General features: G+C 40.8%; 29 protein-coding genes, 7 tRNA genes and 1 pseudogene. 15 read left to right on the plus strand and 22 right to left on the minus strand.

Going from position 1 to position 26,542, the window contains the following annotated elements; all coding sequences use genetic code 11:
• Positions 1 to 49: 49 nt before the first annotated feature.
• The 4 genes from OFO10_RS00305 to OFO10_RS00320 form a co-directional block, all read right to left on the minus strand.
• Positions 50 to 880 (minus strand): pyridoxamine kinase, encoded by an 831-nt coding sequence (locus OFO10_RS00305; protein ID WP_270865455.1) that lies wholly within the window; start codon positions 878 to 880, stop codon positions 50 to 52.
• A 36-nt stretch (positions 881 to 916) separates the two neighbouring features.
• On the minus strand, positions 917 to 1,816 hold the full coding sequence (gene rarD, locus OFO10_RS00310; protein WP_270865665.1) for an EamA family transporter RarD: 900 nt from the start codon (positions 1,814 to 1,816) through the stop codon (positions 917 to 919).
• Positions 1,817 to 1,939: 123 nt separating this feature from the next.
• A complete protein-coding gene (locus tag OFO10_RS00315; RefSeq protein WP_270865666.1) occupies positions 1,940 to 2,482 on the minus strand; it encodes a DUF4405 domain-containing protein in 543 nt (180 codons plus the stop codon).
• An 82-nt stretch (positions 2,483 to 2,564) separates the two neighbouring features.
• Entirely contained in the window at positions 2,565 to 3,284 is a 720-nt protein-coding gene (locus OFO10_RS00320) for a TerC family protein (protein WP_270865667.1), read from the minus strand.
• Positions 3,285 to 3,541: 257 nt separating this feature from the next.
• Here OFO10_RS00320 and thiD point away from each other — a divergent pair, with 257 nt between their 5' ends.
• Positions 3,542 to 4,339 carry a bifunctional hydroxymethylpyrimidine kinase/phosphomethylpyrimidine kinase gene (gene thiD, locus OFO10_RS00325; protein ID WP_270865668.1) on the plus strand — a complete coding sequence of 266 codons (798 nt, stop codon included), beginning with the start codon at positions 3,542 to 3,544 and terminating at the stop codon, positions 4,337 to 4,339.
• A 2-nt stretch (positions 4,340 to 4,341) separates the two neighbouring features.
• On the opposite strand, the gene OFO10_RS00330 is transcribed toward thiD, so the two are convergent.
• Both OFO10_RS00330 and OFO10_RS00335 read right to left on the minus strand, forming a co-directional pair.
• Positions 4,342 to 4,755 carry a VanZ family protein gene (locus OFO10_RS00330; RefSeq protein ID WP_270865669.1) on the minus strand — a complete coding sequence of 138 codons (414 nt, stop codon included), beginning with the start codon at positions 4,753 to 4,755 and terminating at the stop codon, positions 4,342 to 4,344.
• 54 nt (positions 4,756 to 4,809) lie between these two features.
• On the minus strand, positions 4,810 to 6,075 hold the full coding sequence (locus tag OFO10_RS00335) for a 3-isopropylmalate dehydratase large subunit (RefSeq protein ID WP_270865670.1): 1,266 nt from the start codon (positions 6,073 to 6,075) through the stop codon (positions 4,810 to 4,812).
• 95 nt (positions 6,076 to 6,170) lie between these two features.
• On the opposite strand from OFO10_RS00335, the gene OFO10_RS00340 reads away from it, so the two are divergent.
• The 5 genes from OFO10_RS00340 to OFO10_RS00360 all read left to right on the plus strand — a co-directional run bounded on the left by OFO10_RS00340 (position 6,171) and on the right by OFO10_RS00360 (position 10,090).
• Entirely contained in the window at positions 6,171 to 6,695 is a 525-nt protein-coding gene (locus tag OFO10_RS00340) for a nitroreductase family protein (protein WP_270865671.1), read from the plus strand.
• Positions 6,696 to 6,698: 3 nt separating this feature from the next.
• A complete protein-coding gene (locus OFO10_RS00345) occupies positions 6,699 to 8,015 on the plus strand; it encodes an NFACT RNA binding domain-containing protein (protein WP_270865672.1) in 1,317 nt (438 codons plus the stop codon).
• A gap of 49 nt (positions 8,016 to 8,064) precedes the next feature.
• Positions 8,065 to 8,826: a phosphatidate cytidylyltransferase gene (locus OFO10_RS00350; RefSeq protein ID WP_270865673.1), complete on the plus strand. Its 762-nt coding sequence runs from the start codon at positions 8,065 to 8,067 to the stop codon at positions 8,824 to 8,826.
• Positions 8,820 to 9,905, plus strand: a complete 1,086-nt coding sequence (dxr, locus tag OFO10_RS00355; RefSeq protein ID WP_270865674.1) for a 1-deoxy-D-xylulose-5-phosphate reductoisomerase — start codon at positions 8,820 to 8,822, stop codon at positions 9,903 to 9,905. The genes OFO10_RS00350 and dxr overlap by 7 nt, the downstream gene beginning before the upstream one ends.
• A 109-nt stretch (positions 9,906 to 10,014) precedes the next feature.
• Positions 10,015 to 10,090 (plus strand) — tRNA-Val (locus OFO10_RS00360).
• A 177-nt stretch (positions 10,091 to 10,267) separates the two neighbouring features.
• On the opposite strand, the gene OFO10_RS00365 is transcribed toward OFO10_RS00360, so the two are convergent.
• From OFO10_RS00365 to OFO10_RS00410, 10 genes are all read right to left on the minus strand, one after another.
• Positions 10,268 to 10,342 (minus strand) — tRNA-Asn (locus tag OFO10_RS00365).
• 12 nt (positions 10,343 to 10,354) lie between these two features.
• A tRNA-Leu gene (locus OFO10_RS00370) sits at positions 10,355 to 10,439 on the minus strand.
• 47 nt (positions 10,440 to 10,486) lie between these two features.
• Positions 10,487 to 10,563: transfer RNA gene (locus tag OFO10_RS00375), tRNA-Arg, on the minus strand.
• 16 nt (positions 10,564 to 10,579) lie between these two features.
• Positions 10,580 to 10,656, minus strand: a tRNA-Arg gene (locus OFO10_RS00380).
• 5 nt (positions 10,657 to 10,661) lie between these two features.
• A tRNA-His gene (locus OFO10_RS00385) sits at positions 10,662 to 10,738 on the minus strand.
• A gap of 5 nt (positions 10,739 to 10,743) precedes the next feature.
• Positions 10,744 to 10,820, minus strand: a tRNA-Pro gene (locus OFO10_RS00390).
• A 79-nt stretch (positions 10,821 to 10,899) separates the two neighbouring features.
• Complete coding sequence (locus tag OFO10_RS00395; RefSeq protein ID WP_270865675.1) at positions 10,900 to 11,061, minus strand: hypothetical protein; 162 nt, start codon at positions 11,059 to 11,061, stop codon at positions 10,900 to 10,902.
• 39 nt (positions 11,062 to 11,100) lie between these two features.
• On the minus strand, positions 11,101 to 11,928 hold the full coding sequence (locus OFO10_RS00400; RefSeq protein ID WP_270865676.1) for a hypothetical protein: 828 nt from the start codon (positions 11,926 to 11,928) through the stop codon (positions 11,101 to 11,103).
• A 195-nt stretch (positions 11,929 to 12,123) separates the two neighbouring features.
• On the minus strand, positions 12,124 to 12,888 hold the full coding sequence (locus tag OFO10_RS00405) for a hypothetical protein (protein WP_270865677.1): 765 nt from the start codon (positions 12,886 to 12,888) through the stop codon (positions 12,124 to 12,126).
• A 62-nt stretch (positions 12,889 to 12,950) separates the two neighbouring features.
• Positions 12,951 to 13,583 carry a non-canonical purine NTP pyrophosphatase gene (locus OFO10_RS00410; protein WP_270865678.1) on the minus strand — a complete coding sequence of 211 codons (633 nt, stop codon included), beginning with the start codon at positions 13,581 to 13,583 and terminating at the stop codon, positions 12,951 to 12,953.
• A gap of 90 nt (positions 13,584 to 13,673) precedes the next feature.
• Between OFO10_RS00410 and OFO10_RS00415 the strand changes: the two genes are divergently transcribed.
• Together OFO10_RS00415 and OFO10_RS00420 are read left to right on the plus strand one after the other, a co-directional pair.
• Positions 13,674 to 14,987 (plus strand): MFS transporter, encoded by a 1,314-nt coding sequence (locus OFO10_RS00415; protein ID WP_270865679.1) that lies wholly within the window; start codon positions 13,674 to 13,676, stop codon positions 14,985 to 14,987.
• Positions 14,977 to 16,176, plus strand: coding sequence for a molybdopterin molybdotransferase MoeA (locus tag OFO10_RS00420; RefSeq protein WP_270865680.1), 1,200 nt, complete (start codon positions 14,977 to 14,979; stop codon positions 16,174 to 16,176). The genes OFO10_RS00415 and OFO10_RS00420 overlap by 11 nt, the downstream gene beginning before the upstream one ends.
• Before the next feature lie 76 nt (positions 16,177 to 16,252).
• Here the strand turns inward: OFO10_RS00420 and OFO10_RS00425 are convergent, their stop codons facing one another.
• From OFO10_RS00425 to OFO10_RS00450, 6 genes are all read right to left on the minus strand, one after another.
• Positions 16,253 to 17,059: a hypothetical protein gene (locus OFO10_RS00425; protein WP_270865681.1), complete on the minus strand. Its 807-nt coding sequence runs from the start codon at positions 17,057 to 17,059 to the stop codon at positions 16,253 to 16,255.
• Positions 17,060 to 17,072: 13 nt separating this feature from the next.
• Complete coding sequence (locus OFO10_RS00430; protein ID WP_270865682.1) at positions 17,073 to 18,728, minus strand: hypothetical protein; 1,656 nt, start codon at positions 18,726 to 18,728, stop codon at positions 17,073 to 17,075.
• Positions 18,729 to 18,859: 131 nt separating this feature from the next.
• Positions 18,860 to 19,177, minus strand: coding sequence for a hypothetical protein (locus OFO10_RS00435; RefSeq protein WP_270865683.1), 318 nt, complete (start codon positions 19,175 to 19,177; stop codon positions 18,860 to 18,862).
• Positions 19,177 to 19,344, minus strand: a complete 168-nt coding sequence (locus tag OFO10_RS00440) for a hypothetical protein (protein ID WP_270858667.1) — start codon at positions 19,342 to 19,344, stop codon at positions 19,177 to 19,179. The genes OFO10_RS00435 and OFO10_RS00440 overlap by 1 nt, the downstream gene beginning before the upstream one ends.
• Positions 19,331 to 21,418 (minus strand): mechanosensitive ion channel family protein, encoded by a 2,088-nt coding sequence (locus OFO10_RS00445; protein ID WP_270865684.1) that lies wholly within the window; start codon positions 21,416 to 21,418, stop codon positions 19,331 to 19,333. The genes OFO10_RS00440 and OFO10_RS00445 overlap by 14 nt, the downstream gene beginning before the upstream one ends.
• Positions 21,387 to 22,016 carry a carbonic anhydrase gene (locus OFO10_RS00450; protein WP_270865950.1) on the minus strand — a complete coding sequence of 210 codons (630 nt, stop codon included), beginning with the start codon at positions 22,014 to 22,016 and terminating at the stop codon, positions 21,387 to 21,389. Before OFO10_RS00450 ends, OFO10_RS00445 begins: the two co-directional genes overlap by 32 nt.
• Positions 22,017 to 22,180: 164 nt before the next feature.
• On the opposite strand from OFO10_RS00450, the gene OFO10_RS00455 reads away from it, so the two are divergent.
• From OFO10_RS00455 to OFO10_RS00485, 7 genes and pseudogenes are all read left to right on the plus strand, one after another.
• A complete protein-coding gene (locus tag OFO10_RS00455; protein WP_270862896.1) occupies positions 22,181 to 22,882 on the plus strand; it encodes a Bax inhibitor-1/YccA family protein in 702 nt (233 codons plus the stop codon).
• Between the two features lie 90 nt (positions 22,883 to 22,972).
• Positions 22,973 to 23,293, plus strand: a pseudogene (gene secG / locus OFO10_RS00460) (preprotein translocase subunit SecG); the annotation flags it as partial.
• Between the two features lie 359 nt (positions 23,294 to 23,652).
• Positions 23,653 to 24,210: a ribosome recycling factor gene (gene frr, locus OFO10_RS00465; RefSeq protein WP_270858664.1), complete on the plus strand. Its 558-nt coding sequence runs from the start codon at positions 23,653 to 23,655 to the stop codon at positions 24,208 to 24,210.
• 2 nt (positions 24,211 to 24,212) lie between these two features.
• Positions 24,213 to 24,821, plus strand: a complete 609-nt coding sequence (pyrE, locus tag OFO10_RS00470) for an orotate phosphoribosyltransferase (protein WP_270862897.1) — start codon at positions 24,213 to 24,215, stop codon at positions 24,819 to 24,821.
• 37 nt (positions 24,822 to 24,858) lie between these two features.
• On the plus strand, positions 24,859 to 25,284 hold the full coding sequence (locus OFO10_RS00475) for an RDD family protein (RefSeq protein WP_270858662.1): 426 nt from the start codon (positions 24,859 to 24,861) through the stop codon (positions 25,282 to 25,284).
• Complete coding sequence (locus tag OFO10_RS00480; protein WP_270865685.1) at positions 25,277 to 25,837, plus strand: ribonuclease HII; 561 nt, start codon at positions 25,277 to 25,279, stop codon at positions 25,835 to 25,837. The genes OFO10_RS00475 and OFO10_RS00480 overlap by 8 nt, the downstream gene beginning before the upstream one ends.
• 72 nt (positions 25,838 to 25,909) lie before the next feature.
• Complete coding sequence (locus OFO10_RS00485; RefSeq protein ID WP_270865686.1) at positions 25,910 to 26,539, plus strand: DUF4197 family protein; 630 nt, start codon at positions 25,910 to 25,912, stop codon at positions 26,537 to 26,539.
• Positions 26,540 to 26,542 lie beyond the last annotated feature (3 nt).

The following is a 26,542-nucleotide window of genomic DNA, read 5'->3' on the forward strand; positions in this document are numbered from 1 at the left end:
TTTAATTTTTAAAAATAAATTTCAAAGCCAAAATTTTAAAATTTGGCCTTTAAATTTTCCTTACAAGCTCAGGAATTACAAGCTCAAATTTCACTCCGTCGCTGCGCCTCCACTCGCTATCACTCATAGTCTCTTTCATCGCGCTTACGACGAAATCAGCGGCTATGCGGATTGCGGTTTGGAGGGATTTGCCACGCATTAGCGCACCAAATGCAACCGAGGCAAAAATATCGCCCGTGCCGTTGTATTTCACAGGTAGTAGCTCATGGAAATACTCGCTCACACGCCCGTCCTTGGCGTCGTAGCTAAACACGCCACACTGCTCGCTAATGTAATTAATCCCCTTTAAAATCACCTTTGACGCGCCTAAATCTTTTAGTCCTTCGAGCAAATCAAAGATAAATTCCCTCTCGGCCTTTTCTCGGTATTTCACCCCAACCATTGCGCAAGCTTCCGTGATATTTGGCGTAATCACATCGGCACTAGCGCACAAAAGCGCCATCATACGGGCAAAGTCGCTATCAAATCCGGGGTAAAATTCGCCATTATCGCCCATGCACGGATCGACTAATATCGTCTTTCCGCTTCCGCCAAATTCCATAAAAAGTTCGCTAATAAGCGCGATTTGTTCTTGCGAGCCCAAAAATCCAGTATAAATTCCGTCAAATTCCACCCCCTGCTCGTGCCAATGCGACATTATGGGGCGCAAATCTTTGGTAAGATCGCGAAATGTAAAACCGCTAAATCCAGTATGCATAGAAAGCACCGCCGTAGGCAAAACGCTAACACTTAACCCCATTGCGCTAATCACTGGCAAAGCAGCGCTAAGCGAGACCTTACCCACGCACGAAATATCTTGAACACTAAGAACTCTTTTCATCTACTTCCTTGATTAAATTTTTGCGCCATTTTACAGTTATTTTGCCTTAATGTAAAATTTAGCCCTTTTTGCGCGTTTTATAGAGATAATCGTATCAGCCACCAAAAAGCAAATAGCTATAAATAGGCAAATCATCAAAATATACGAATCAGGCTCGATTTTTTCGCCCAAAAGCAAAGAAACGCCCAACATCAAAAGTGGCTCGACATAGATTAATAACCCAAAGAAATTTATCGGAATTAGCGCGCTTGATAAAATCTGAGCCAAAAGCGCAGTCGCACTCAATAGTGCCAAAACCGATAAAAGCGTGTAAATGTTTGGATTTTGCACCGCGACCGCGCTAAGGTCAGTGTTGCTTACAAACCACAAACAAAACGGCAACAAAAGCGCGATTTCTAGGGCGAAACTGCTAGCCCCTTCTAGCCTGAAATACCGCCTTAGGCAAAAATACAGCGGAAATCCAATAAAAACAATCGCGCTATGCCACGAAGGCGCGCCTCCGATTAGGATTTTTGAAAACACTCCAATCACCGCAAAGCCCACGCACAGGGCTTTTAGGCGCGAAATTTTCTCGCCAAAAACAAGATTGCCAAAAATCACCATGGAAATGGGCATTATGAGGTATCCGATCGAGACTTGCAGTGCGTAGCCGTTACTTGGCGCCCACAGATACAGCCACATCTGAATTCCCATTGTAGCGGAAGTCGCGAGTAAAATTATGAGCAAAAACGGCTTTTTTATCAGACGGACAAGAAGCTTTTTCATCTCTGTTTTTTTACCGCCTAGCACCAAAAACAGCGCTACTATCGGAAATGTTACTAGCATGCGGTATCCTAAAAGCTCCTGCCCGCCAAGAGGCTGCATGAAAACCGACATATAATAAATGCTCGCAAACCCGATAGAAGAAAACAGCGATAAAGCGATACCTTTTAACATTTTTAAAATTTAGCCTTGCTAAATTTGACCCTTCTCTGAAATTTTAAATTTGGGATTTTATTAAAATTTGACTTAAAAAATAATGGCTAAAATTTTGGCAAATTTGAAATTTGCCAAAATTTATTAGTGAGAATTTTTGCCTTTTTGCGCGCCACCCGCCTCGCCTTTTGGCGCGCGAGCCGGCAAAAGTGCGTTTAGGATTTCGCCCTCTTTGAGATTGTATTTCGCACACGCTTCGCGCAAATTTAGACTTTCGTCGAAATTCGCTATACCCTTATCAGCCAAAAACGCGCTAAATTTCGCATTATCCGTGCCAAATGCGCCTTTAAATTTGCTAATTTCCAAATTTAAAGCCTGCATATACACAACCCTAGCTGGGTTTCCAGCCCCGCTAGCGCCTTTGAGGCTGTATCCAGCATATCCACAGCTAAGCACGATAATAGCGCAGATTACAAGCCCCTGCCAGCCTTTAAAATAGAGTTTAAAAGGTTTGAAATTTATGAAAATATGCACCAGCGCAAGGGCTAGCATAGCCATGCCAAAGTATTCGTGGAAATTTTTCATAACCCCACTTTTTAGCCCAAAAAACATACCGGCCCCACTAAATGCGACGAAGCCAAAAACAGCGATTAAAAGCCCAGTTCCTACAAATCTAAGCGGTTTCAAAATAGCTCCTTTTGTAAAATTTAAAGGCGATTTTAGGCTAAAATTTTAACCCCAAAATCGCCCGAATCTAACCGAAGCTAACCTAGTTTTTCTCAGATTTTTTGCGCACTTGGATATTGATAAGCTCGACCACGAGCGAGAAAAACATAGAAAAATAAATATAACCCTTTGGGATATGAAATCCAAGACCGTCTGCTATGAGCGAAACACCCACCAAAATCAAAAACGAAAGCGCAAGAATTTTTATCGTAGGATTATCATCGACAAATTTCGCAATCGCCCCACTAGCAAACATCATCACAGCCACGGCGATGATGACAGCTAGTATCATTACAGGCAGGTGCTGTGCCATACCCACAGCCGTAATCACGCTATCAAGCGAGAAAATTATATCAAGCAAAGCGATTTGAATTAGCGTGCCACCAAAGCTAGCCTTTTTCTCATCTACTCGCTCTTCGTGGCTTTCGCCCACAGCAGAAGAGTGGATTTCGAGCGTAGATTTTACCAGCAAAAACAAACCACCGCCGATTAGCACCAAATCTCGCCCACTAAAACCATGCCCAAACACACTAAATAGCTCTTTTGTCAGCCCCATTACCCAGCTAAGGCTAAGCAGAAGCAAAATTCGCGTAATCATCGCAAGAGCTAGCCCCATAATGCGAGCTTTGTCGCGGTTTTCCTGAGGCAAGCGCGAACACAAAATCGCTATGAAAATTATATTGTCTATGCCAAGAACGATTTCTAGCCCAGTTAGCGTAGCTAGGCTTATCCACGCCTCAGGCGAGCTGATCCAATCAAACATTTTAATCCTTAAATTTAAAATAAACTCGCTATTATAGCGATGAAAATTTAAATTTTAGCAAGTTGAAATTGCATGAAATTTAAAAAAATTTGCGCACGAAGTGCGCCACCGCTAGCGTCGGTCGGGTGGGGGTGTGGGGGCGGGCGACCCTCGCAACTCTGAGCGCCGCCCCCACATAAAAAGGATTAGACTAAAAAATTTCCAAGCGGTAAATTTTGTAAAGTATAATTAATAAATTTTTGAGTTAAAGGAAAGCCATGAAAAAGGTTCTTACAATCGCAGGTGTTGATAGTAGTGGCGGCGCAGGTATTTCAGCCGATATTAAGACCATAACCGCCCACAAAATGTATGGCGAAAATGTCATCACAGCCCTCACCGCCCAAAATACGCTTGGCGTGCAAGGCGTGCTAAATATCGAGCCCTCTTTCGTCGAAGCCCAGCTAGAAAGCGTATTTTGCGACATCGTCCCAGACGCTGTGAAAATCGGCATGATTTCTACTGCCCAAATCGCGCAAACCATAGCCAAAGCGTTGAAAAAATTTGGCGCGCAAAATGTCGTCACAGACCCTGTCATGGTCGCTACAAGCGGTGGCGTGCTAATGCAAGATAGCGCAATGAACGCGCTAAAATTTGAGCTTTTTAGCGTTTCAGCGATTATCACGCCAAATATCAAAGAAGCAAGCGCGCTAAGTGGCGTTAAAATCGAAAATTTCGACGATATGAAAACAGCCGCGCTAAAAATCGCCGAATTTTACAGCGGAGCGATTTTGGTAAAAGGCGGAGATTTAGCAGGCGTGGGCGAGGCGCGCGATATTCTTTACGAAAATGGCGAATTTAGCGAATTTAGCGCACCCAAAATCATCACCAAAAACACTCACGGCACAGGTTGCACACTCTCATCAGCTATCGCTTGCGCCCTAGCAGCGGGGCTTGGCATAAAAGAAGCAGTTGGTAGTGCGAAAGAATTCGTCCGCACTGCACTAATGCAAGATTTGCACATTGGCAGGGGCAACGGCGCGATAAATCACTATTTTCGAATCCCAGAGATGTTTTAAATCTAAATTTGGCGGAATTTTAAAATTTCGCCAAATTTTATCCCCAAAAATACCCCAAAAACATTTAAAATCAAATCGTCAAGCTCGAAAATTCCGCTTTTAAAGACAAATTGTGAAATTTCGATTATTAGTGAGAGCAAAAGGCCAAAAATCAAAATTTTTCGCATGCTAAAATTTGGGAAAAAATATCGCGCAAAAAGCCCAAACGGCACAAACCAGACTATGTTTCCCGCAAAAAGATAGATAAATTTTATCGCGCCAAATTTCAAAATATTTGCGTAATCGCTAAATGGCACGAGATTGTATTCGCCGACACGCCAAATTTGATCGAGCCTAAAATTTGCCCTAAAAATCGTGATTTTAAAGAGCGCACAAAGATAAATTATGAAAAGAAAACAAGCTTTGGATTTTTTCATTTGAAATTTAAAATTTGGGTAAATTTTGCCATTAAAAAATGGCAAAATTTTAAGTTATAAATCTCTTGGATCTGCGATTTTACCAGCGATTGCGCTAGCTGCTGCGACGGCTGAGTTTGCTAGATACACTTCGCTCGTGCGATCGCCCATGCGGCCTACGAAGTTGCGATTTGTCGTGCTAACACACCTCTCTCCATCGCCCAAAATACCCATATATCCGCCAAGGCACGCGCCACAGGTCGGATTGCTCACGACTGCGCCTGCTTCGACGAAAATATCCCACAAGCCCTCTTTTTGCGCTTGTAGAGCGATTTTTTGCGTAGCTGGTGTGATGATAAGGCGAGTTTTGCGAGCTACTTTTCTACCTTTTAAAATCTGCGCTGCTATGCGAAGATCGCTTAAACGCCCATTTGTGCAGCTTCCGATGAAGACTTGATCGACTGCGATACTATCTTTTACCGCCTCTCTCACGCTTTTGCCGTTGCTTGGCAAAAATGGATACGCTATCACTGGGTCTAAATTTGCAGTGTCGATTTCTAGGACGCGCTCGTAGTTTGCCCCCTCGTCTGAGTAGTGAAATTTCGGCTCGCTTCGTAGCGTTCTAGCGGCCAGAAATTCTTTTGTTACCTCATCGCACGCGACGATTCCGCTCTTTCCGCCAGCCTCGATCGCCATATTACAAAGCGAAAATCTACTATCCATATCAAGGTGCGCAATCGCCTCGCCAACAAATTCTAGCGCTTTGTAGCGTGCGCCATCAACGCCGATTTGGCGGATTACTTCAAGTATCAAATCCTTACCGTAAATATGCGCGCCCGGCTTGCCCTTGAAAACCACCTTTATGCTTTCTGGCACCTTAAACCAGTTTTTGCCCGTTATCATCGCATAAGCTAAATCCGTGCTTCCCATGCCGGTAGAAAACGCTCCAAGTGCGCCGTGCGTGCAGGTGTGCGAGTCAGCGCCGATGATGACATCGCCCGGCACGACTAGCCCTTTTTCAGGCATTAGGGCGTGTTCGATACCCATATCTTTTTCGTCAAAATAGTTTTTTAGGTTGTGTTTGTAAGCAAATTCGCGTGAAATTTTGGCTTGATTTGCGCTTAAAATGTCCTTCGTAGGGATATAGTGATCCATTACGATCGCAAAGCCATCAGGGTTGGCCAAAGCCTTTGCGCCACTTAACTCAAACTGTTTTATCGAAATCGGCGTTGTGATATCGTTGCCGATGACCATATCGATAGAGCTTTCTACGATTTGCCCTGCGCTGACCGCCTCGCCCACATGTTCGCTGAAAATTTTTTCTGTGATTGTCTGTTTCATAACCTGTCCTTAAAAAATTTGGGCTAAATTCTATCAAATCTAACCATAAAACTTTATAATAAAAGGTATAATTTTGCTTTTGAAAAGGAAAAATCATGGAAATTTTAGAGATTTTAAAAGCCAGGCGCAGTGTGCGAAAATACGCTCCCAGCGAGATTAGCGATGAAATTTTAGAAACAATCTTAAAGGCTGGTTTGCTAAGCCCTAGCGGACATGCAAGGAAATCTTGGGAGTTTATCGTAGTCAAAGATAAAGCAAACCTCGCCAAACTAAGCCTTGCGCGCACGGGCGCAGCCGATATGCTAAAAGGCGCAAACGCCGCTGTGGTCGTAATCGCCGATGAAAGCGTGCAAGATGTCTGGATCGAGGACGCCTCTATCGCTATGGCCTACATGCACCTGTGCGCGAGCGCGCTAGGCGTGGGGAGCTGCTGGATACAATGCAGACTGCGCGAGGCGCAAAATGGCGCGAGCAGCGAGGAATACCTGCGCGAAATTTTGGGTTTTGAGGGGAATTACAGAGCCTTAGCGATTTTATCACTTGGAAATCTGATCTCCACGCCCGCTCCACACGAGCTAGAAAAGCTAGAATTTAGCAAAATTCACAAAGAGAAATTTTAGGTTATGAAATACCAGCACCTAATCCAAATTTGCGAATTTTTGCAAAATTTCAAAACTCTAAGCCACATAAAGCGCGTCGGCGATAATCTTTTTAAGCTTAGCTTTGATAGCTATGAGCTGTTTTTTGATATGAATAAAACCGCGTGCAATATCCACAAAAACGGCTCTTTCGTGGAAAATAAAATTTACAAAGCACCATTTGACGGGATTTTGGCTAAACGGCTTGTAAAATCGAAAATTTTGCAAATTTGCGTAGTGGAAAATAATAGAATTTTGCATATCAAAACCGAACTCAAAGCCAGCTACAAGGCGTTTATCACAAATTTATACTTTGAATTTACAGGGCGATTTACAAATGTCATCATCACCGATGAAAACGGAGTAATCCTAGAAGCGCTCAGGCACCTAGATAACGATGTGCGAAGCGTGCGCGTGGGGCGAGTTTTGGCGCCACTTCCGCCATATAAAATCAAAGAAAAAAATGTAGAAAAAATAGAGAATTTCGATGAATTTTTCGTGGGCGAGTTTGAAAAGCTAAATTTGGCAAATTTAGCCCAAATTCGAAATTCAAAATTAACCCAAATTGATAAAAAAATCGAAATTTTGCATGCAAATTTAAATGCTGTGCCAAAAGAGAGCGAACTTTTAGCAAAAGCCGAAAATTTGGCAAATCTCGGGCAGGTATTATCGGCAAATTTGTATAATTTAAGCGACTGGCAAAGGGAATTTTGCCTAAACGATAAAAACGGCGAAAGCGTGGAATTTCGCCTAGAAAATCCGCCAAAAATCGCAATGAACGAATTTTTTAACGAAGCAAAAAAATTGCGCCAAAAGGCCGCAAATTCGCATATCCAAATCGCAAATTTAAACGAAAAAATCGAATTTTACGAAAATTTGAAAAATTTAATCGCAAACGCAAAAAGCGTCGAAGAGCTTGAAATTTTGCTCCCCAAAAAGCGAATTAGCGCGAATTTAAAGGAAAAAAACGCCGAGCTCGTGCAGAGCTTTTATATCGGCGAGTTTAAAATCAGCGTGGGCAAAAATGAAAAAGGCAACGAATTTTTGCTAAAAAACAGCGCCAAAAACGACTTTTGGTTTCACCTAAAAGACCGCGCCAGCGCGCATGTAATCGTCCAAACTAACAAACAAAATTTAAGCGAAGAAATAGCGAAATTCGCTGCTAAAATTTGCGTAAATTTTAGCGTCAAAGAGGCTGGAAACTACCTCGTTGATTACACCAAACGCCTAAATGTAAGCCCTGTGAAAGGCTCGTTTGTGCATTATGTGGATTATAAAACTATCGGCGTTTTAAAGCCGTGATAAGGCGAAATTTTATATAATCTCGCGAAATCAAATCTAAGGAAATTTTATGAAACAAAGACTAGTAACTGGCGGAATTTTGCTCGCCGTTTTTTCTGTTTTAATCCTGATAAATAGCAGATTTATCAACTTTTTCGTATTTGCCATAATGCTTAGCATAGGGCTTTTGGAGAGCTACAAGCTCTATGGGCTAAAAAATGTCAGCCTCAAATGGCTAGCCCTTGCGCTCGCATTTTTCGCGCTAATTCCGTTTGCCCAAGACGACGAGCCATTTATCAGCGCGGTTAAAGTATGTATCGCCTCGGTAGTCGTGGCTGCCTCAATCGTGGCTTTTAAAAAGCTTGAAAACGCGAAAATTATCCTGCCTTTTATCTACCCTTTCGCTCCGATTTGCCTAATGTGGGCGGTTTATGATGATTTGGGGATTTTCCACTTCGTCTGGCTTATCATTACGATAATCGCCTGCGATAGCGGTGCGTATTTCGCTGGCAAAAGCTTTGGCAAAACCCCATTTAGCCCTAGCTCGCCAAACAAAACCATAGAAGGTATCATAGGTGGAATTATTTTTGCCTTTATCACAAGCTTCATTTACGCGCGCATTTTCACAAACCTGCCACCGCTTGAAATTTTATGCAAGACCCTAGTTATCGTGATTTTTAGCATTTTTGGCGATCTGTTTGAAAGCTATCTCAAACGATGCGCAGGCGTCAAAGACAGCGGCAGTTTATTCCCAGGACACGGCGGCGTGCTAGACCGCATTGACGGGTATATGTTTGGCGCAGTGGCTATGGTGGTCGTGTATTCATGGTAGTACTAGGCTCGACTGGCTCGATTGGCACAAACACCCTAGATATCGCGCACAAAAAGGGAATTTTAATCGAGGCTTTGGCGTGCGGGAAAAATGTAGCCTTGCTAAACGAGCAGATTGCTAAATTTCACCCTAAATTCGTCGCTATCGGCGAAGAGAGCCTAAAATCAGCCGTCAAACACGACAAGGTTTTTGTCGGTATGGAGGGGATTTTGGCAATGCTTGAAGAGTGCAAATCTAGCACCGTCGTAAATGCCCTAGTGGGCTTTGCTGGCATGCTCCCTAGCCTAAAAACGCAAGAACTTGGCAAAACGCTATGCCTAGCAAATAAAGAAAGCCTAGTCGTGGGCGGGAAATTCCTTGAAATTTCAAAAATTCACGCCATTGACAGCGAGCATTTCGGGCTAAAATTTCTAATCCAAAACGCAAAAATCCCTATTTCTAGGCTCATCATAACAGCCAGTGGCGGGGCGTTTTACGATACGCCACTAACCGAGCTTGGAAATGTGAGCGCCAAAGACGCGCTAAGGCACCCAAACTGGCAAATGGGCGCAAAAATCACAATAGATAGCGCAAGCATGGCAAACAAGCTTTTCGAGGTAATCGAGGCGTTTTGGCTATACGGCACGAAAAACATCGACGCCGTGATCGAGCGCACATCGCAAATCCACGCCCTAGTCGAGTTCATCGACGGCTCGACCACAGCGCACATTAGCGAGACTGACATGCGCCTAGCCATAGCGCACGCGGTTTTAGAGGGCGCGATTAGCGAGCAAATCGTAAAGCCCGTTAATTTGCTGGATTTAAAACCGATTAAATTCGCCCCAATAGACACACTCAAATACCCTATTTTTGAGCTCAAAGACACGCTTTTGGATAATCCAAATTTTGGCGTGGTGATAAATGCGGCAAACGAAGTTGGCGTTTATGCGTTTTTAGAAGGGCGGGCGAGATTTAGCGATATTTCGCGCGTAGTGCTAAAATCCGTGGAGAAATTTCACTCGCCAAACACGCCAGACACGCACGCTCTAATCGAAATCGACCGAAGCGTGCGAGCGTATGCAAATGAGCTTTTGCGCTAAATTTGGAAAATTTGGGGCAAAATTTAAAAATTTTGGCAAATTTGATTAAATTTTACATTTTTTAAATTTTATATTAGCTTTTTTTGCTATAATGCAAACTCTTATTTTTGGCCCCGTAACTCAGTTGGTAGAGTGTCACCTTGACATGGTGGAAGTCGTTGGTTCGAGTCCAATCGGGACCACCATTTAATCGAGCCTTAATTTCAAATATTTCAAATTTATTTCTTATCTAAATTTAAATGCAAATTTTAATAATATTATGCGTGAGCAGAAATAAATTTTTTAAAAGGGTCAAATTAGGGTTTAATCGTTTCCTTAAACTTCACAAACTACGATAAAATGGAGATTTTATAAGATAGTAATGGCTCCGGATGCTGGATTCGAACCAGCGACCAAGCGGTTAACAGCCGCCTACTCTACCGCTGAGCTAATCCGGAACGAGTATTAAATGGTGCGGATGAAAGGACTTGAACCTTCACGCCGTAAAGCACCAGATCCTAAGTCTGGCGTGTCTGCCAATTTCACCACATCCGCAAAAAAGAAAGCGCATTATAGCCAAAAGCTCTTAATGCTAGCTTAAATGGTACGCCCATCAGGATTCGAACCTGAGGCCTACGGCTTAGAAGGCCGTTGCTCTATCCAGCTGAGCTATGAGCGCATAAAAAACAAATCAGTGGTACGCCCGAAAGGAGTCGAACCTTCAACCTACAGATCCGAAGTCTGTTGCTCTATCCAATTGAGCTACGAGCGCGAAAGTGGGGTGAATTGTGGGAATCGAACCCACGACCCTCAGGACCACAATCTGATGCTCTAACCAACTGAGCTAAACTCACCACAATGGTCGGAGCGAAAGGATTCGAACCTTCGACCCTCTGGTCCCAAACCAGATGCGCTACCAGACTGCGCTACGCTCCGATAAATGATGTGGATTGAAAAAGGAAACTTGATTATATATAATTTTTAAAATTTTGTCAATGAAATTTAGCTTAAAAATTTAAAATTTAGAAAGAATTTTATTTATGGCGAATTTATGGGTAAATTTCAAGTAATGCGATGATAAAAATGTCTGCAACATTTCCTCTGTCAATTTTAAATTTTTAAGAAGTCTAGCTTCTGCCTTGTCAAGTTCTGCTTTCGCAACTAATTCTCTACTCATCTGAGCCTCCTTTAAAAAAAATTATTATTAAATTTAGTTTTACATAACATTATATTGTTTCGACAAATAGTCTATATTTATATTCTTCTGTAAAAAATATTTTTTTACTTCTTGATAAATTTTTTGATTATATAAATAAATTAAATAATATCTAGCCGAAAGAACAAATCCACCACCATAAGGGTTAGGATTTGGAAATGCCATACTGGTAACTCTAATAAATGGGAACATTTTAAAACCTTTTAAACTCATATTTATGAATAAATAGAAACATAGGTTAATTAAAAAATTTGAAAAATAAAACGCTATGATAAAAATAATAAAACTTGGTTCTACAAATAATAAAAAAATGACAAATCCCACTGAAATTAAATCCATTATTCTATATTTCCAATAGCCCATCCAAGTAACAAAAAACGGTCTTGCAAGTTCATCATAAATGACTTCGCATTGTCTTTTAAGTTTTCCGTCATCGTAGAATTCAATGTATCTATTTGTAAATTTGATTTTGTTATCTTTATATCTAAATTTATGGATAAGATAAGCGACGATAATATAAATTGCTGCAAAAATAGATAAAAATTTAAACCCGCCTACATACCAATCTTTATTCATCAAATTCATTATCAAATAAAAAAATGCAAAACCTAAATATAATGGTGTAAAAGTAAGTAAAACGAAAAATTTTTCATAACTTTGTATTATCAATGGATTTTCATCATAATCCCTAAAATTTGGGTCGTTTTGTTTTTTATTTTCTAGCCATTGTTGATATTTAGCTTCTTTTTCTTTTGCTTGTTGAATTTTCATTTCGGCTTTTTTAGTCATTTGCTCTGCTTTTTCTCGCATTATTTTTTCATTATCCAAATTTAATCCTTTTATAAAATCTCTGTCAGTATCGTTGATACTGAAATTTTAAATTTTATAAATCAGATGTTTTTAAAAGAATTTATCAAAATTTTCATCTGTCAATTTTAAATTTTTAAGAAGTCTAGCTTCTGCCTTGTCAAGTTCTGCTTTCGCAATACTTTCTCTACTCATATCGTCTCATTTAACAAAAGTTTAATTTAATAAATCTTTATCTTTAAACCAAGATACAGATAGAAAAAATTTCTTTTCTGCCTTATCTAAACTCTTGCCTGTTTTAACCAATAAATATTTTTTGATTTCATTGTATTGTTTATCCGAACTAACCATAAAATTAAAAAATTTGCCGTCTTTATCTTGTAGCCAAATGACATCGTAAAAACTATCTTTCAAACCACCATATTTTTGATGAATTATAAATTGTGGTAGATATAAAACTATAAAAGTAAAAAGTGATATAAAAATTGGGAGTTTAAATTCGCCTCTATATATAATCAAAGCTAAAACAAAAACGAAAAATAATCCACAATAAATAAGAATAGCTTTTTCTACTTTTTCGCTAATAAAACCATTTGGCAACATTGATGAAATGCTTTTTGTTATATTTTTCAAGTGAGATATTGCAATTCTTTTTTCAATACCGTTTTCTAATTTTTTAACTACATAGTCATTATAAAAATAAATTTGTGCGTCTTTTTCAAGGTTTCTAAAAGTATTTTTTAGGGTCATGTAGGTAAGAAATGGGATAATAAAAAGTGAGCTACCATTGCTATAAACAGTGTCATATTGAGAAAAAAATATTTTCCTGATTATTAAAGCAAGTCCTAATAAAACTAAAAAAATGATACTTAAAAACTTCGCATTAGATAATTCATCTTTTATAACAATCGGATTTTCATCATAATTTCGCAAATTTGATTTTTTAATATTTGGTTTATTTTCTAAATTTTCGTTTTCCAAATTTAATCCTTTTATAAAATCTCGGTCAGTATCTGTGATACTGAAATTTTAAATTTTATAAATCAGATGTTTTTAAAAGAGTTTATCAAAATTTTCATTAGCGCAAGTCCTCGTGATCGGTGCGAAATTTCGCCCTTGATGCGCGCTGGAAGCTCGCCTATGGTTTTGCCCAAATCGCCCTCTCCAAGCTCTTCGTAGCGACGCGGAATAAACATAAAATCATACCCAAACCCATTTTCCCCACGCTCTTCGCAAATCACTTCGCCGTGCATAAATCCGTGCGTGCAGTATTCGCCAAAGTGCGATTTCAGCGCGATTGCAGCCACATAGTGCGCGCCCGAGCTACGCACGCCACGCGCGATTAGCTCGCTGGCTAGTTTCGCGCGGTTGCTAGCGTCCGTCGCGCCCTCGCCACTAAATCTCGCCGAATAAATCCCTGGCGCACCACCTAAAATATCCACGCAAATCCCGCTATCATCGCTCATCACGAGATATTCGCGGTGCAGGTCTCGCGCTAGTAGCCTCTCATAGACCGCGCGCACCTTTATCAGCGCATTTTCTTTGAAACTCTCGCCGTCTTCAATGATTTCAAAAGGCTCCAAAACCTCGCCAAGCCCGTAAATTTCGTCATTTTTGAAAAATTCTCTAATCTCGTTAAGCTTATCTTTGTTGCCAGTGGCTACTAAAATTTTCATATCAAATCCTTGCGTAAAAACGCTTATTTTATCCAAATTTGACAAAATTTTAGCTACAATCACGGACAAAAATAATCTTTAAGGCTTTCGATGTTAAATACTATTTTGCCACTTAGTTTTATCGCAGCGACCCGCTTTTTTGGGCTTTTTATCCTGCTTCCGGTGCTTAGCTACTACGCTTTGGAGCTTCGCGGTGCTGATGAAAAACTAGTCGGCTTTTTAATCGGCGTGTATGCGATCATGCAAATGCTCTTGCAGACCCCATTTGGCGCACTTAGCGATAAAATCGGGCGCAAAAACACTATCGCAATCGGTCTTGTGATTTTTATCGCAGGATCTGTGATTTGCGCGTTTGCTAGCGACATTTACACTATGATTTTAGGGCGATTCGTGCAGGGTTGTGGGGCTATCGGAGCCGTGGCTACGGCGCTGATTAGCGATTTTACCACGGAAGAAAACAGAGGCAAGGCAATGGCGATAATGGGCGCGATGATAGGCTGTGCCTTTGGCGCGGCGATGATTTTAAGCCCGGTTTTGAGCGCGAAATTTGGGCTGGCAAGCCTTTTTTGGCTAAGTGTCATTTTGACGATTTTTTGCCTGATTTTGCTATTTTCTCTCGTGCCAGCTGAACCTAAAATTCGCTCCAAAATGCCTAAAAAATCCTCACTTGCGCTTTTGCGAGATAAAAATTTATCCTTGCTAAATTTAAGCAATTTTTTCCAAAAAGCCTTTATGACGACCGCATTTTTCCTAATCCCCATAATGCTTCACTCAAAATTTGGCTTTGCGCAAGACGAATTTATCAAAGTCTATGGCATAGCTATGATTTTTGGATTTTTGGCTATGGGCGCAAGTGGCGCAATGGGCGAAAAACGCGGACTTTCAAAGCAAATTTTACTTCTTGGAATTTTATTTTTTATTGTTTCGTATTTGATTTTTGCTTTTGCAAACAACCCTTATTTTTTTATTTTCGGCGTGATTATATTTTTCGCCGGATTTAACGCGCACGAGCCCATTATGCAGAGCCTCGCGTCGAAATTCGCCAAAACCGCAAACCGCGGCGAAGCACTTGGAATTTTCACTTCGTTTGGGTTTTTTGGCAGTTTTATCGGAGGCGTGTGTGGCGGAGTGGCGTATGGCTGGGTCGGTATTTTGGGTATCGGGCTGGTCGTGGCAGTGCTTGGGGCGGTGTGGTTTGCGATGATTTTAGCCCTGCCAAATCCGAAAATTTTTAAAAATTTATATTTTGATAAAGCGCTAAATTTCGATTTTAGCGCCATTAGCGAGCAGGCTGGGATTGTCGAAATTTATGAAAACGGCGAGAATTTCGTCGTCAAATACAACTCAAAAATCATAAGCACAGAAGAGATTAAAAATTTGCTAGGAGCCACCGATGCAGTTTGAGAGTTTGCAAAGCGCGGTTGCGAGGTTTAAATCCAGCGTCGCGCCTAAGAAAAAGAGCGAAATTTTGCCCCTAAACGAGGCTTTGGGGAGAATTTTAGCTGATGAAATTCGCGCGCCATTTGCCAAGCCAGAGCGCCCTACCGCCTCCATGGACGGATACGCGCTAAATGGCGCAAATTTGGCGTGCGGAGCGAGATTTAAGGTCATCTCACAAACCCCTGCTGGAAGTATGCCAATGTCTTCCCCGAAATCTGGCGAGTGTGTCAAAACTTTCACAGGCGCGATTATGGCGGAGGGCGCGGATACTCTCGTGCCTGTGGAAAATGTCAGTGTCTGCGACGATGAAATCATAATCAATAAACCAGTGCCTGCTGGCTTTGCCGTGCGAAAAATCGGCGAGAGCTACGAAAAGGGCGAGGTTTTGCTAAGCGCAAACTCACGGCTAAATTTTGCAAGCATTGCGCTTTTGGCTGAGCTAGGCATGGCTAGCGTGGCAGTGTTTGCGCGCCCAAAAGTCGCTATAATCGCCACTGGAAGCGAAATCAAACGCCCGGGCGAGCCCCTAGAAAACGAGGCGCAAATTTATAGCTCAAACAACTTCGCGCTTTTAAATTTGGCGCGTGCAATGGGGTTTGAAGTGGTGAGCGAGCAAATCATCAGCGACGACAAAGACGCCCTAAAAAGCGCGCTCTTTGGCGCACTCTCGCGCGCCGATATCGTAATCACCAGCGGCGGAGTGAGCATGGGGGATTACGATTTTATGAAGGCTTTGGTGAGGGAGAATTTCGAAATCCTAGTCGATAAAGTCGCCATAAAACCGGGTCGCCATGTCAAAATCGCCAAATTTGGCGAGAAATTTATCTTCGCGCTTCCTGGGTTTCCGCTTTCTAGCATTGTGACTGGGTTTTTGTTTTTGCGTGCGTTTTTGAGCGCGAAATTTGGGCTTGATGACGGGTGCGAGAGTAGCGCGATTTTAAGCAACGATTATGCGAAAAAATCGCCGTTTTTGGAGTTTGCTCTTGGCGATATCAGCGTCCAAAATGGGCAAATTTTTATCTCTACTGCGGGTAAAAAGCAAGGATCTAGCGCGATTTTGAATAATTTTGGCCCAAATTCTGCCCTGCTAATCGCAGAGCAAAATTTAAGCGCAAATTCTGTGGTGAAAATTTTGCAAATCCCAAGGTGGTGAGGTTTGGAAAAAAATAAAATTTTTAAAAATTAGGCTAAATTTTGAAAATTTAAATTTTTTCAATCAAACTAAAATTTTAAATTTTACCGCCTAGAAGCATAAAAATCGCAATACCAAGAGCTAAAACTGAAACAATTAACGAAACTATGCTTATCAAACCATTGTTTTTAAGCTTAGATATTTCGCTTTCGAGCTTGGCTATTTGCCTGCTTTGTTCGGTGTCTAGGCTATCTTTTTCATCAAGTCTTGTTTTATTTGAGCTGATATTTATGGCATTTGCTCTTATATCTTTACTCTGTTTATCATCAAGCATATCTTTTTCATCAAGGCGTTTTGAATTTTGAAACACTTGTTTTCTTGTATCCTCAATTTTTTCTTCATTAGCTTTTAATCTAGCAACATGTTTCTTGCTACTCTCAATGATACTTATAACGCTTTGTTTAGATTGTTCGCTGAGTTCTAAAATTCTACCATCGCGCGTCGTAAAACCATCAGTTAGCATACCGCCCATTGTATCTATCATATACTCTGTATATTTTATAGAACCACAAGTAAGCCCAATAGAGCTTTGCACTATATTGGCTAACTCGCGAGTTGCTTCTGCATTTAGCTCGTTCATATCAGCAAGTAACTCGTCTCTTTTTTTACTACCATCATCCATTATGCCAAATGTAGCTTTATTTCCAATAAATCTAAAAAACCCACCGGTATCTTTACTGCGCCTAGATAAAGAACGAATTTCATCTAATTTTTCATCTATATTATGCAATTTTGCAAAGATATTTTGCTCTATAAATTCATTAACTTTGGCTTGTATCTCATCATTGCTTACCCCGTTTTTTATAGCCTGTTCTATTATAGTAACCGCTTTGTTGTTTTCCATTTTTTATCCTTATTTATAAATTTTCTAACTCACTAAGAGCATTATTAATCTCATCAAAATTTGATTTTATTTTATTTGAAGTTTTTTCGTCGCTTTGTCTTATCCTTTCTTTGGCTGTTTCAAGTGTTTGCTTGGAGTGAAGTGTGCTATCTAATAGCGTCTTATACCCATCGCCTAAGACAAACCAGCTTTGTGCTATGCTAAGCTGAACCACTTCGCCACTTTTTGCCATTAACTGAAATTTAAGTTTTGATTGTTTAGCGTTTGAGCGAAATTTATCCATATAATAAAGCACGATAGTAGTTAAAAGTCCGCCAAGTAATGCACTTATTGTTACCGAAATGGCACCACCTACTGTGCCATGCTCCGAAAATGGCAAAGGCAGAGCCATTATGGCATTTAGCCCCGGCACACTCGCTAAAAGCGAGTCTATCCCAGCAGAAAGCCCAAGCGAAGCCCCGCCTATAATGCCTGTAATCAAAATTTTAAAAGCTTCATAATAAACATCGTCTTTATCTACATTTTCTGGCGGATTTACTATCATTTTAATAGCCTGAACTAGCGAAACAAAACCGGCTCTAATTATGCTGACTATTTTTTTGAGCGTTGTAGTAACGAGATTGATTGCAAAAACTAGTAAATTTGAAAAAAATGCCGTTATAGCACCTTCAAGTGAGCCTTTTAATATATCTTTCCATTTGGCTTTGATATTTTCCCAAATTTCGCCAAGACGAGTTTTGAAACGCTTCGAAATTTCAGAAAAACTCTCATCGCCAAAATTTTTAAGCGTTATTTTTATTTCATCGATTGTAGCTTCGATAAATTCCCTAAGTATGAGCGCAAACACAGAATACACAGCCATTTTAACAGCATCTTTTCCACCTGTTATAGCAAGTTCTTTTCCGTCTTTTTTGACTTGGGCTTTGAATTTTTCCATATTTACGAATTTACGAGCCTCTTTATCTTTTTCGAGTGCAACCTTTTCATCCAAGCCAAAGTGTTCCGCGTTTGTTTTGCCGTCATCATTTCGTTTTTGTTTTATCCAATCTTTCATTTTTTTATTGCCTTTTGACTGATTTGGGCTATTTTTTACGGCAGCTAGATTTATCTTGTTTGTAGCTATTTTGGCTCTTTGCTCTGGTGTCATATATAAATTTAGTGCTGGGTCAAATTCTATTTCGTGAGCTGAGACAATATGGTCGATATTTGTATCGTTTCTCGAAATTTTACCGCTTCCATACTCGCAATCAATCGTATCGTTATTTGCAAATAGTTCGTTTTTCATTTTATCTAAACCATTATCGTAACCCCTATCTTTTCGCAAACCTTTACCTTTTTTGCTCCATATCTTTTCTTTATTGTTTTCCCATTCTTCGTATTTTTTTCTATCTTCGTCGTTTGCCGTTATACCTTGTTTGAAATTATGGGTTGTTGTTACGCTACCGCCGTCTTTGCTGGATATTACAAGACTAGCAAGTCCAAATTGTGAAGTGATTGTATTGATTGCATTTTCTTTGCAAAGTTCGAGCAACTTTGCACTATCGCCTTGCGATAGTTTATCTTTTAGTTCGTTTAATTCAGTTATTGCTGTTTCTAGCTCATCGCTTAACCGAATTCTAAGCGCGTCATAATCGAAGCCAGCTACTCTCTCTCTCTCTCTCGATTTCAAAAATAGAATTGTCACTTAATTTTTCATCAAGCCAATCAATTTGTTTTTCCATTTATGCTCCAAATTCAATAAGAAATTTTAAAAATATATAACATAATCTCTAAATTCTAGTGAATTTAGAGATTTTAAATTTACAAATCCGCTAGTTTGCAACTAGAAGTTATCGCAAATTTGGTCAAAAATGCCTTGTTTTCGCGATCGATCCTGCGAAGCTCGTCGATTTGAGCCGGATCGTATTCGTGCGAAAAATCCATATCTTCTAGCGGAAATAGCGCCTTTTCAAGCTCCTTGCTCAAAGCCTTTATGCGCGCGCCGTCCTTGCAAGCTTCGAGCGATTTATGCAAATCTTGCATGATTTGTTCTGCCCTTTGGGGCGCGACCTTCATCGGCGTAAATTCCGCGCCAAAAACGCAGGCGCAAAACGCGCAAATTAAAGCGATTTTTCTCATTAGTAATCATCTCCGTCGATGTTGTTGTAGTTTAGCCCCTCGCCATCATCATAGCTATAATCGTCCTCATCATAAGCGTAGTTATAGCCCTCTTCGCCCTCGATTATATCCTCATCATAATCGTCTAAATCCTCGTATTCTTCGAAGTCTTCGTCAAACTCTCTCATCATCTCCTCCTTCACTAAATTTCGGGTTATCATAATCAAATTTTGGTAATTTTTCAACATACAAACTCTGCGACGGGAAGGCAAATTCTAGCCCGTTGTTCTCGACAATCTGCATGATTTTAAACAAAATATCCTCTTTAATCTGCAAATAATCATCTCTCATAACGGTTTTTGTGAAACAATACACCAAGATATTAACAGAACTATCGCCGAAGCTATCGAGCACCACATTCATCGTGCTTTTATAGCCCGCTAGATCGTCGATCGAGACCATGTTTTGGCGCGAGCGCATACGAAAATCGCGCGAATTTGTCGCACTATCGCCAGATTGGGCGATTCTTGGGTGCGCTTTTAGCATTTCTTTGATATCTTCGATACACTTTCTAAGCTGTTCTGATCTGGCAGAGTATGTTACGCCCACGATGATATTGATATGGCGGCCGACCTTGCGGCGGTTCCAGTTTTTGATATTTTGCGCCATAATGTTTGCATTTGGCACGAAAACAAGGGCATTATCAAAGGTTCTAATCGTGGTTTTTCTAAACCCAGTCTCCACGACCGTGCCCTCTATGTCGCCCACTACGACATGATCGCCTTGTGAAAATGAATTATCAAACAAAAGCATGATTGATTGGAAAAAATTTGCGATAATATCCTTGGTCGCAAACGCAATCGCCAAACCTCCGATTCCAAGCGAGGCTAGTATCGCGCTGACATCAAAACCTAGCCGTTTTAGGATAAGCAAGAGCGCGATTATGACGACGATGATATATAAAATTTTGATAACCAAATTTATAACATCTTTTCTAACGCCCTTTTTAGCGATATTTCCTAGCACGATTATGCCGTATCCGTCGATGATTTCGATGATTACCCACGCCCACAAAATGACATAGATTATCGACAAAATGCTAGCGAACCTTATCGGCACAGGGGCTGGATAGAAAAATATCACCAGCGAAATGTCTATCGAATACGCTATCAAAAGCACGCCAAGCGGGCGTTTTATCGTGGCTACGACCTGCTCTTTTATGGTTTCTTTATCAATGGCTGTGGAGCGATTGATGATTTTAAAGACGAAATAAATCAAATTCGCTAGCACCCTGCGAAGCGAGTAGAAAAAGAGCATTATCACGCTAATTAGCACGATTTTGCCGAAATTTATGCGTCTATCTTTGATAGGGGAAATTTCATTTATGCTATCAATTGCGGATTTGAAATTTAGGCTAGTAAAAATCACGCTAGACGCGAGTAAATCGGCATTTGAGTGCAAATAGGATAAAATTTCCTCGTAAGTTGCTTTATCATTTTTAAGCTCGCTAAATTTAGCCACGAAATTTTCGGCATCTTCTTGCGATTTTAGGGCTTCTTTTAGCTTGGAAGTTTTATCTAGCGAATACTCCGAAATCCTGCTAAGCGCGTCTTCCAAGCTCATTTTTAGCTCATCTTTGCTCGCACCATTTACAAAAAGATTATCAAGTTTTAAAATTTCTTGATAAAAAATATCCCCAAGCGCCATTCTATCGGCACTAACCGCTGCGCTTACATATTCGATAGAATTTTGCTTTTTCGCAAATTTCGCCAGCGTATCCTCGATATTTTTCTTAATCTCAGCGTATTTTAAAAGCCCTTCCCTGCTTAGCGTATTATTCGTAATCGCCATAGGAACACTCTCTAAAAGCCTTGCTTTGTTTTCTTTGAGAGTTTTTAGCGAGCTATCTGTGGCGTTGGCTTCGCCTTTTGGCGAGATAGCGAGGATTTTTTTATTTATCTCTTTGATCTCATTTACCACGCGATAAAAGGAATTTGCGCCGTTTGTTTCGTTTGCGTTAAGTTCGTTTTGTGCGACCTTATTTACAATCATATCATAGACTTCGCTTTTATTCGCATCGCCCCCTGAAACCTCGCTCAAAAACTCCTCGACTTCCTTTTTTTTCTCTTCTAAATTTGGCGCAGGAACTGCGCTTTGGCTCGAATTTTGCTCGGTTAGGTTTGCTTCGCTTTTATTTGCTTCTGCGTAGATAAAATTTAGGCAAAGCGCACTAATCAAAAAGCTGATGAGAAATTTTTTCATAGTCATAATCCTTATTTAATAGCGCAAAATGGTCATTGTGCGGGTCGTAGTTGAAAATTTCGCCCGTTTCGATGATATAGTGCCAGCCAAAAATTTTAATCTCACCTGCCATATAACCCTCTTTGACATTTGGGTAGGTTAGCAGATTTCGTATCGAATTTACGATATTTAGGCGTTCGGCTAGCCACTCTCTTTTAGCTTTATCGTTGGCGCAGTGCTTTGAAATTTGATCTTTTACCCCAGACATCAAATTTATCCATTTTTTCACATTTGGGGTTTTTTGCAGTTTTGCCTCGTCATAAAACAGCGCCGCGCAACCGCCACAATTGCTGTGTCCGCAAACGATGATTTGTTTGATCCCTAAGGCATACAGCGCGTATTCGATAGCCGCTGTGGTAGCGACGAAATCATCACTAACGCGATATGGTGGGACAATGTTTGCGATATTTCGCACTACAAACATCTCTCCTGGTTTTGTCGAAGTTATGAGCCCTGGCACCACGCGCGAGTCCGAACACCCGATAAAAAGCGTGTGTGGGGTCTGAGTGTTTGCCAAAGAGCTAAAAAGCTCGGCGTGCTCGGCGTAGTTTTCTTCCATAAATTTAATTGCACCATTGATTAGTTGTTCGGCCAAAATTCTCTCCTTTTTAAAAACGGCTGATTATATATTGCTTTTTTAAATAGAAAAAATTTTAGCTATTTATTATATATTTGGTAAAATTTTGCTAAACTCCCTACCCAAAATTAAAAAAAGGAGAGAAAATGAGTCTTTACGATAGAAATCATCTTACTAGCGAATACGACGCGAGCTACGATGCGCCATTAGAGCAAGGCAGAGTTAGCAAACTCATCAAAGAAACTTACGCTCTTTTAACAGCTTCTATGGTCGCAGCCGCCGCTGGTGCGTATGTAGCGATGAGCACAGGCGTAGCAATGGGGCTAAATCCACTGCTATATTTTATTTTGATGATTGGTTTGATTTTTGCAATGCAATTTGCCGTCAATCGCGGAGCTAACAGCCTTGCATTGGTTTTGCTTTTTGCCTTTACATTTATCACAGGTCTTACGCTAGGTAAGGTTTTATCGCTTTATATCGGTGCTGGTATGGGCGGCGTGGTAACGCAAGCTTTCGTGGCTACTGCGGTTACATTTGGCGCACTTACTGTGTATGCGATGAACTCAAAAGTCAATGTCGATAGCTGGGGCAAACCGCTATTTATCTCGCTAATCGCAGTGATTATCATCGGATTTTTGAACTACTTTTTCTTCAAAAGTTCGCTTGTGAGCCTAGGAATTTCTGGTTTTAGCGCGCTTTTGTTTTCGTTTTATATCATTTATGATACCAAAAACATCATCAACGGCGTCTATACTTCGCCAATCATGGCAGCTGTGGGTATGTATCTAAATATCTACAATCTTTTTATGTCACTTCTAAATATCCTTGGCTTTGCAAACAGGGATTAAAATTTAGGGCGCAAATTTGGCGCCCTTAACTTAAAATTTATATTTTTTTCATTATAATGCCAAATTCAATTTTTTTCAAAGGTTAATATTGTGACTACTTTATTTTTGGTTTTACAAGTAATTTTTGCTATCGTAATAACAATCGCCGTGTTGTTACAAAAAAGCTCATCTATCGGTCTTGGCGCATATAGCGGAAGCAACGAAAGCCTATTTGGCGCAAAGGGACCTGCTGGATTTTTGGCTAAATTTACAGCGTTTATGGGAATTTTATTTGTGGCAAATACTCTTGCTTTGGCATATTTTTATCAACAAGACGCAAAATCATCAGTAATCGACCGCGTCAAAGTAGAACAAAAACAAAGCGAAGCGCCTAAAAACGCCGTTCCAGCCGTGCCAAGCGCACCAAAGGCAAATAGCTTAAATATAAAACCTTCGTTTGATAACGCAGCTAATGCTTTGCAAAGTGGAGCAGAAAAAATTTCAGAAGCAGTTGAAAACAACGCTAGCGCGGCAGTAGAAGCTGTAAAACAAAGCATAGAGGGCGTAGAAAACAATATCTCACAAGCTAGCGAAAAAATCGAACAAAAAGCTAGTGAGCTTGGCGCAGCAATCGAGGGCAACGCCACAGAGGCTCTCAAAACTCTAAGCGATCAAAATCAATCAAAATAATTCTAAATTTTTGCATTTAAAAATGTCAAATTTCGCATTTTTAAATGCAACTCTTATTTTTTTTACGCTACAATTCACAAATTTTTCTTAAAAGGATTTTAATGTTAGACTCTATTTATAAAGACCAGAAATCGCACTGCGATAAAGCTATTGAAGCCCTTAAAAAGGACTTTGGGACACTTCGCACCGGCAAGGTAAATATAAATATCCTAGACCACATTACGGTTGATTACTACGGAAGCCAAACTCCACTAAATCAAGTCGCTACCGTTTTGGCAACAGACGCTGTTACGATTACAATCACGCCTTGGGAAAAACCAATGCTAAAAACGATTGAAAGCGCGATTGCAGCGGCAAATATCGGGGTTAATCCGAACAACGACGGCGAGGCTGTGAAGCTATTTTTCCCACCGATGACGGTAGAGCAAAGACAAGAAAACGCCAAAAAAGCCAAAGCAATGGGCGAAAAGGCAAAAATCAGCATTAGAAATATCAGAAAAGACGCGAACGACGAGGTTAAAAAACTAGAAAAAGACAAAGCTATTAGCGAAGATGACGCTAAAAAAGGCTACGATGAAGTGCAAAAAATCACCGATAACTACTCAGCTAAAATCGATGAAACCGTAAAAGCCAAAGAGGCAGAGTTATTGAAGGTTTGATAATGGAAATCGAAAAAATTTACAAAGAAAACGGAGCGTATTTGCACGGGCATTTTTTGCTCAGTAGCGGAAATCACTCCGAATACTACCTCCAAAGCGCGAAAGTTTTAGAAAACCCTGCCCTAGCTGGGGAGTTAGCAAGCCAGCTAGCTGGCGTCATAAAAGATGCTGGCATTAGCTACGATAGCGTCTGCTCGCCAGCACTTGGCGGAATTTTGGCTGGTTACGAGCTAGCCAAGCAAGCTGGCAAACGCTTTATTTTCACTGAGCGCGTCGAAAAGGTTATGAGCCTAAGACGCGGTTTTGAAGTCAAAAAGGGCGAAAAATTTGTAATCTGCGAAGATATCATCACCACAGGCGGCTCTGCCTTAGAGAGTGCGAAAATCATCGAGAGTCTTGGTGGCGAGGTTGTAGCTTTTGCAGCCCTTGCAAACCGCGGATTTTGCGCAGTGGCAAATTTAGGCAACTCGCGCCATGAAAGTTGCAAACTTCCATTTGATAAACCGCTTTTTACGCTTGGAAATTTCAGCTTTGAAATTTACGAGCCAAATTCCTGCCCGCTTTGCAAAAACGGAAGCGTGGCAATCAAACCTGGTTCGCGCGGAAACTAAATTTCGCGCGAAATGCAAATTATTCAAGGAAATTTAAGTGGCAAAGCAAAAAGCGGTAATCGCGCCAGTGTTTTTACGCGTAAAGGCCTTTATCGTCGATATGTTTTTCATCGCAATGCCACTTTTTTATATCACGACCTACCTTGTTTTGGGCTCAAAAGAGGCTTTTCAAAGTAACCAAATCGCAATCGCACTAATCTGGCTAGCTTACGGGGCAATCTGCGCGGTTTTTTACGCCAAATCGGCCCAAAGCCCTGGCTATAAATTTTCAAATATCTATCTTATCGATCTTCGCTCAGGGCGCAAAATTTCATTTTTTCGCGCGTTTTTGCGCTTTTTGTGCTTTATTTTGGCGGGATTTAGCATGATTGGGTTATTAATCTGCTTTTTTCGCAAAGACAGGCTCTGTCTGCACGATATCCTAACCCACACAGCAGCTGTGAGAAAAAGCGATAATGGCTGAGATTTGCGGTATCGACGAGGCTGGCAGAGGCTGTATCGCAGGGCCTTTGTGCGTGGCAGGCTGTGTTTTGCATGCCCAAATTTCAGGGCTAAATGACAGCAAAAAACTAAACGAAAAAAAACGCGAAGAACTATTTGAAAAAATCATAAAAAACTCAAATTTTAAAATAGTCGAATTTTCTAGCGCCAATGTCGATGAAATGGGGCTTAGCGCGTGTTTAAAAACTGCGCTTGAAGAGATTGTGGCGCACTTTGGGGAGCAAAATTTTGACATTATTTTTGACGGAAATTCCAAATTTGGCGCAAGTGGATTTCGCACGCTAGTGGGGGCTGATGCTAAAATCGCAGAGGTAAGCGCAGCCTCGATTTTAGCGAAGGTTACGCGCGATCGCAAAATGCGAGAAATCGCTAAAATTCACCCAGAATTTGGCTTTGAGAAAAACAAAGGATACGGCGCAAAAGCCCATATTGAGGCGATTAAAAAATTTGGCTACACAGAATTTCACCGCAAATCATACCGCCTCAAAGCCTTAGAGGCGACACTTTTTGATTAAAATTTTAAATCGCATTGAATAAACATTAAATTTTTTGCCATAAAATAGCGAAATTTTTTATGGGGGCAAATTTTGCTTAAAAAAATTATTTTGATTTTCGCACCATTTTTTTTAATGGCTAGTTGGGAAGAGGTCGCTGTAAAGGGACTAGATGTGATGATAAGCGCCAATGTCGGCGACAGCGAAAATTTCAAACGCTCTCTTTCTTCGCTCATCGAGCGCGCCGCGAGAGAATACGCCAAATCAGGCATAACGCAATACGAGCTGGATTTGCCAAATTTCATCGCCAAAAAAACGAGCCCAAACTCCCCTGCTGCGCGCACTATGCGTCGCTCACTAACCCAAAGCCTAACCCCTGCAATCCCAAATTTAAAGCAAATTTTACAAACCAAAATCTCAGCTATGGACGAAAACTCCACGCAGGCCATAATGCGTGGCGAGCTAAGCTTAGCGCATTATATGAGAGTTAATGCCTTTAATGAAATTTACGCCGCCTTGCGCCCAAATATCGAAAACCTTGCCAGTGACACAAGCTTTGCCAAAAGCTACAAAAACGCCACAGGAAGCGAGATCGGCGATGATTTTGCGAACGAATTTACAAGCGAGTTTTTAAACGATGCCTTTGATAAACTAGTCGCCCACGAGCGCGAATTTCGCAACAGCACAGAGGCGATGTTTAATATCCTAAAAACTATTCGCTAGCTT

It is taken from the genome of Campylobacter sp. VBCF_06 NA8, assembly GCF_027737825.1.
In the GTDB taxonomy this organism is placed as follows: domain Bacteria; phylum Campylobacterota; class Campylobacteria; order Campylobacterales; family Campylobacteraceae; genus Campylobacter_B.

Bases quoted from the DNA above. Each gene is read 5' to 3' on its own strand.
- OFO10_RS00305 (WP_270865455.1), bottom strand. From the start codon at position 880: ATGAAAAGAGTTCTTAGTGTTCAAGATATTTCGTGCGTGGGTAAGGTC.
- rarD (WP_270865665.1), bottom strand. From the start codon at position 1,816: ATGTTAAAAGGTATCGCTTTATCGCTGTTTTCTTCTATCGGGTTTGCG.
- OFO10_RS00320 (WP_270865667.1), bottom strand. From the start codon at position 3,284: ATGTTTGATTGGATCAGCTCGCCTGAGGCGTGGATAAGCCTAGCTACG.
- thiD (WP_270865668.1), top strand. From the start codon at position 3,542: ATGAAAAAGGTTCTTACAATCGCAGGTGTTGATAGTAGTGGCGGCGCA.
- OFO10_RS00330 (WP_270865669.1), bottom strand. From the start codon at position 4,755: ATGAAAAAATCCAAAGCTTGTTTTCTTTTCATAATTTATCTTTGTGCG.
- OFO10_RS00335 (WP_270865670.1), bottom strand. From the start codon at position 6,075: ATGAAACAGACAATCACAGAAAAAATTTTCAGCGAACATGTGGGCGAG.
- OFO10_RS00340 (WP_270865671.1), top strand. From the start codon at position 6,171: ATGGAAATTTTAGAGATTTTAAAAGCCAGGCGCAGTGTGCGAAAATAC.
- OFO10_RS00345 (WP_270865672.1), top strand. From the start codon at position 6,699: ATGAAATACCAGCACCTAATCCAAATTTGCGAATTTTTGCAAAATTTC.
- OFO10_RS00350 (WP_270865673.1), top strand. From the start codon at position 8,065: ATGAAACAAAGACTAGTAACTGGCGGAATTTTGCTCGCCGTTTTTTCT.
- dxr (WP_270865674.1), top strand. From the start codon at position 8,820: ATGGTAGTACTAGGCTCGACTGGCTCGATTGGCACAAACACCCTAGAT.
- OFO10_RS00395 (WP_270865675.1), bottom strand. From the start codon at position 11,061: ATGAGTAGAGAATTAGTTGCGAAAGCAGAACTTGACAAGGCAGAAGCT.
- OFO10_RS00410 (WP_270865678.1), bottom strand. From the start codon at position 13,583: ATGAAAATTTTAGTAGCCACTGGCAACAAAGATAAGCTTAACGAGATT.
- OFO10_RS00415 (WP_270865679.1), top strand. From the start codon at position 13,674: ATGTTAAATACTATTTTGCCACTTAGTTTTATCGCAGCGACCCGCTTT.
- OFO10_RS00420 (WP_270865680.1), top strand. From the start codon at position 14,977: ATGCAGTTTGAGAGTTTGCAAAGCGCGGTTGCGAGGTTTAAATCCAGC.
- OFO10_RS00425 (WP_270865681.1), bottom strand. From the start codon at position 17,059: ATGGAAAACAACAAAGCGGTTACTATAATAGAACAGGCTATAAAAAAC.
- OFO10_RS00435 (WP_270865683.1), bottom strand. From the start codon at position 19,177: ATGAGAAAAATCGCTTTAATTTGCGCGTTTTGCGCCTGCGTTTTTGGC.
- OFO10_RS00440 (WP_270858667.1), bottom strand. From the start codon at position 19,344: ATGAGAGAGTTTGACGAAGACTTCGAAGAATACGAGGATTTAGACGAT.
- OFO10_RS00445 (WP_270865684.1), bottom strand. From the start codon at position 21,418: ATGAAAAAATTTCTCATCAGCTTTTTGATTAGTGCGCTTTGCCTAAAT.
- OFO10_RS00450 (WP_270865950.1), bottom strand. From the start codon at position 22,016: ATGGAAGAAAACTACGCCGAGCACGCCGAGCTTTTTAGCTCTTTGGCA.
- OFO10_RS00455 (WP_270862896.1), top strand. From the start codon at position 22,181: ATGAGTCTTTACGATAGAAATCATCTTACTAGCGAATACGACGCGAGC.
- frr (WP_270858664.1), top strand. From the start codon at position 23,653: ATGTTAGACTCTATTTATAAAGACCAGAAATCGCACTGCGATAAAGCT.
- pyrE (WP_270862897.1), top strand. From the start codon at position 24,213: ATGGAAATCGAAAAAATTTACAAAGAAAACGGAGCGTATTTGCACGGG.
- OFO10_RS00480 (WP_270865685.1), top strand. From the start codon at position 25,277: ATGGCTGAGATTTGCGGTATCGACGAGGCTGGCAGAGGCTGTATCGCA.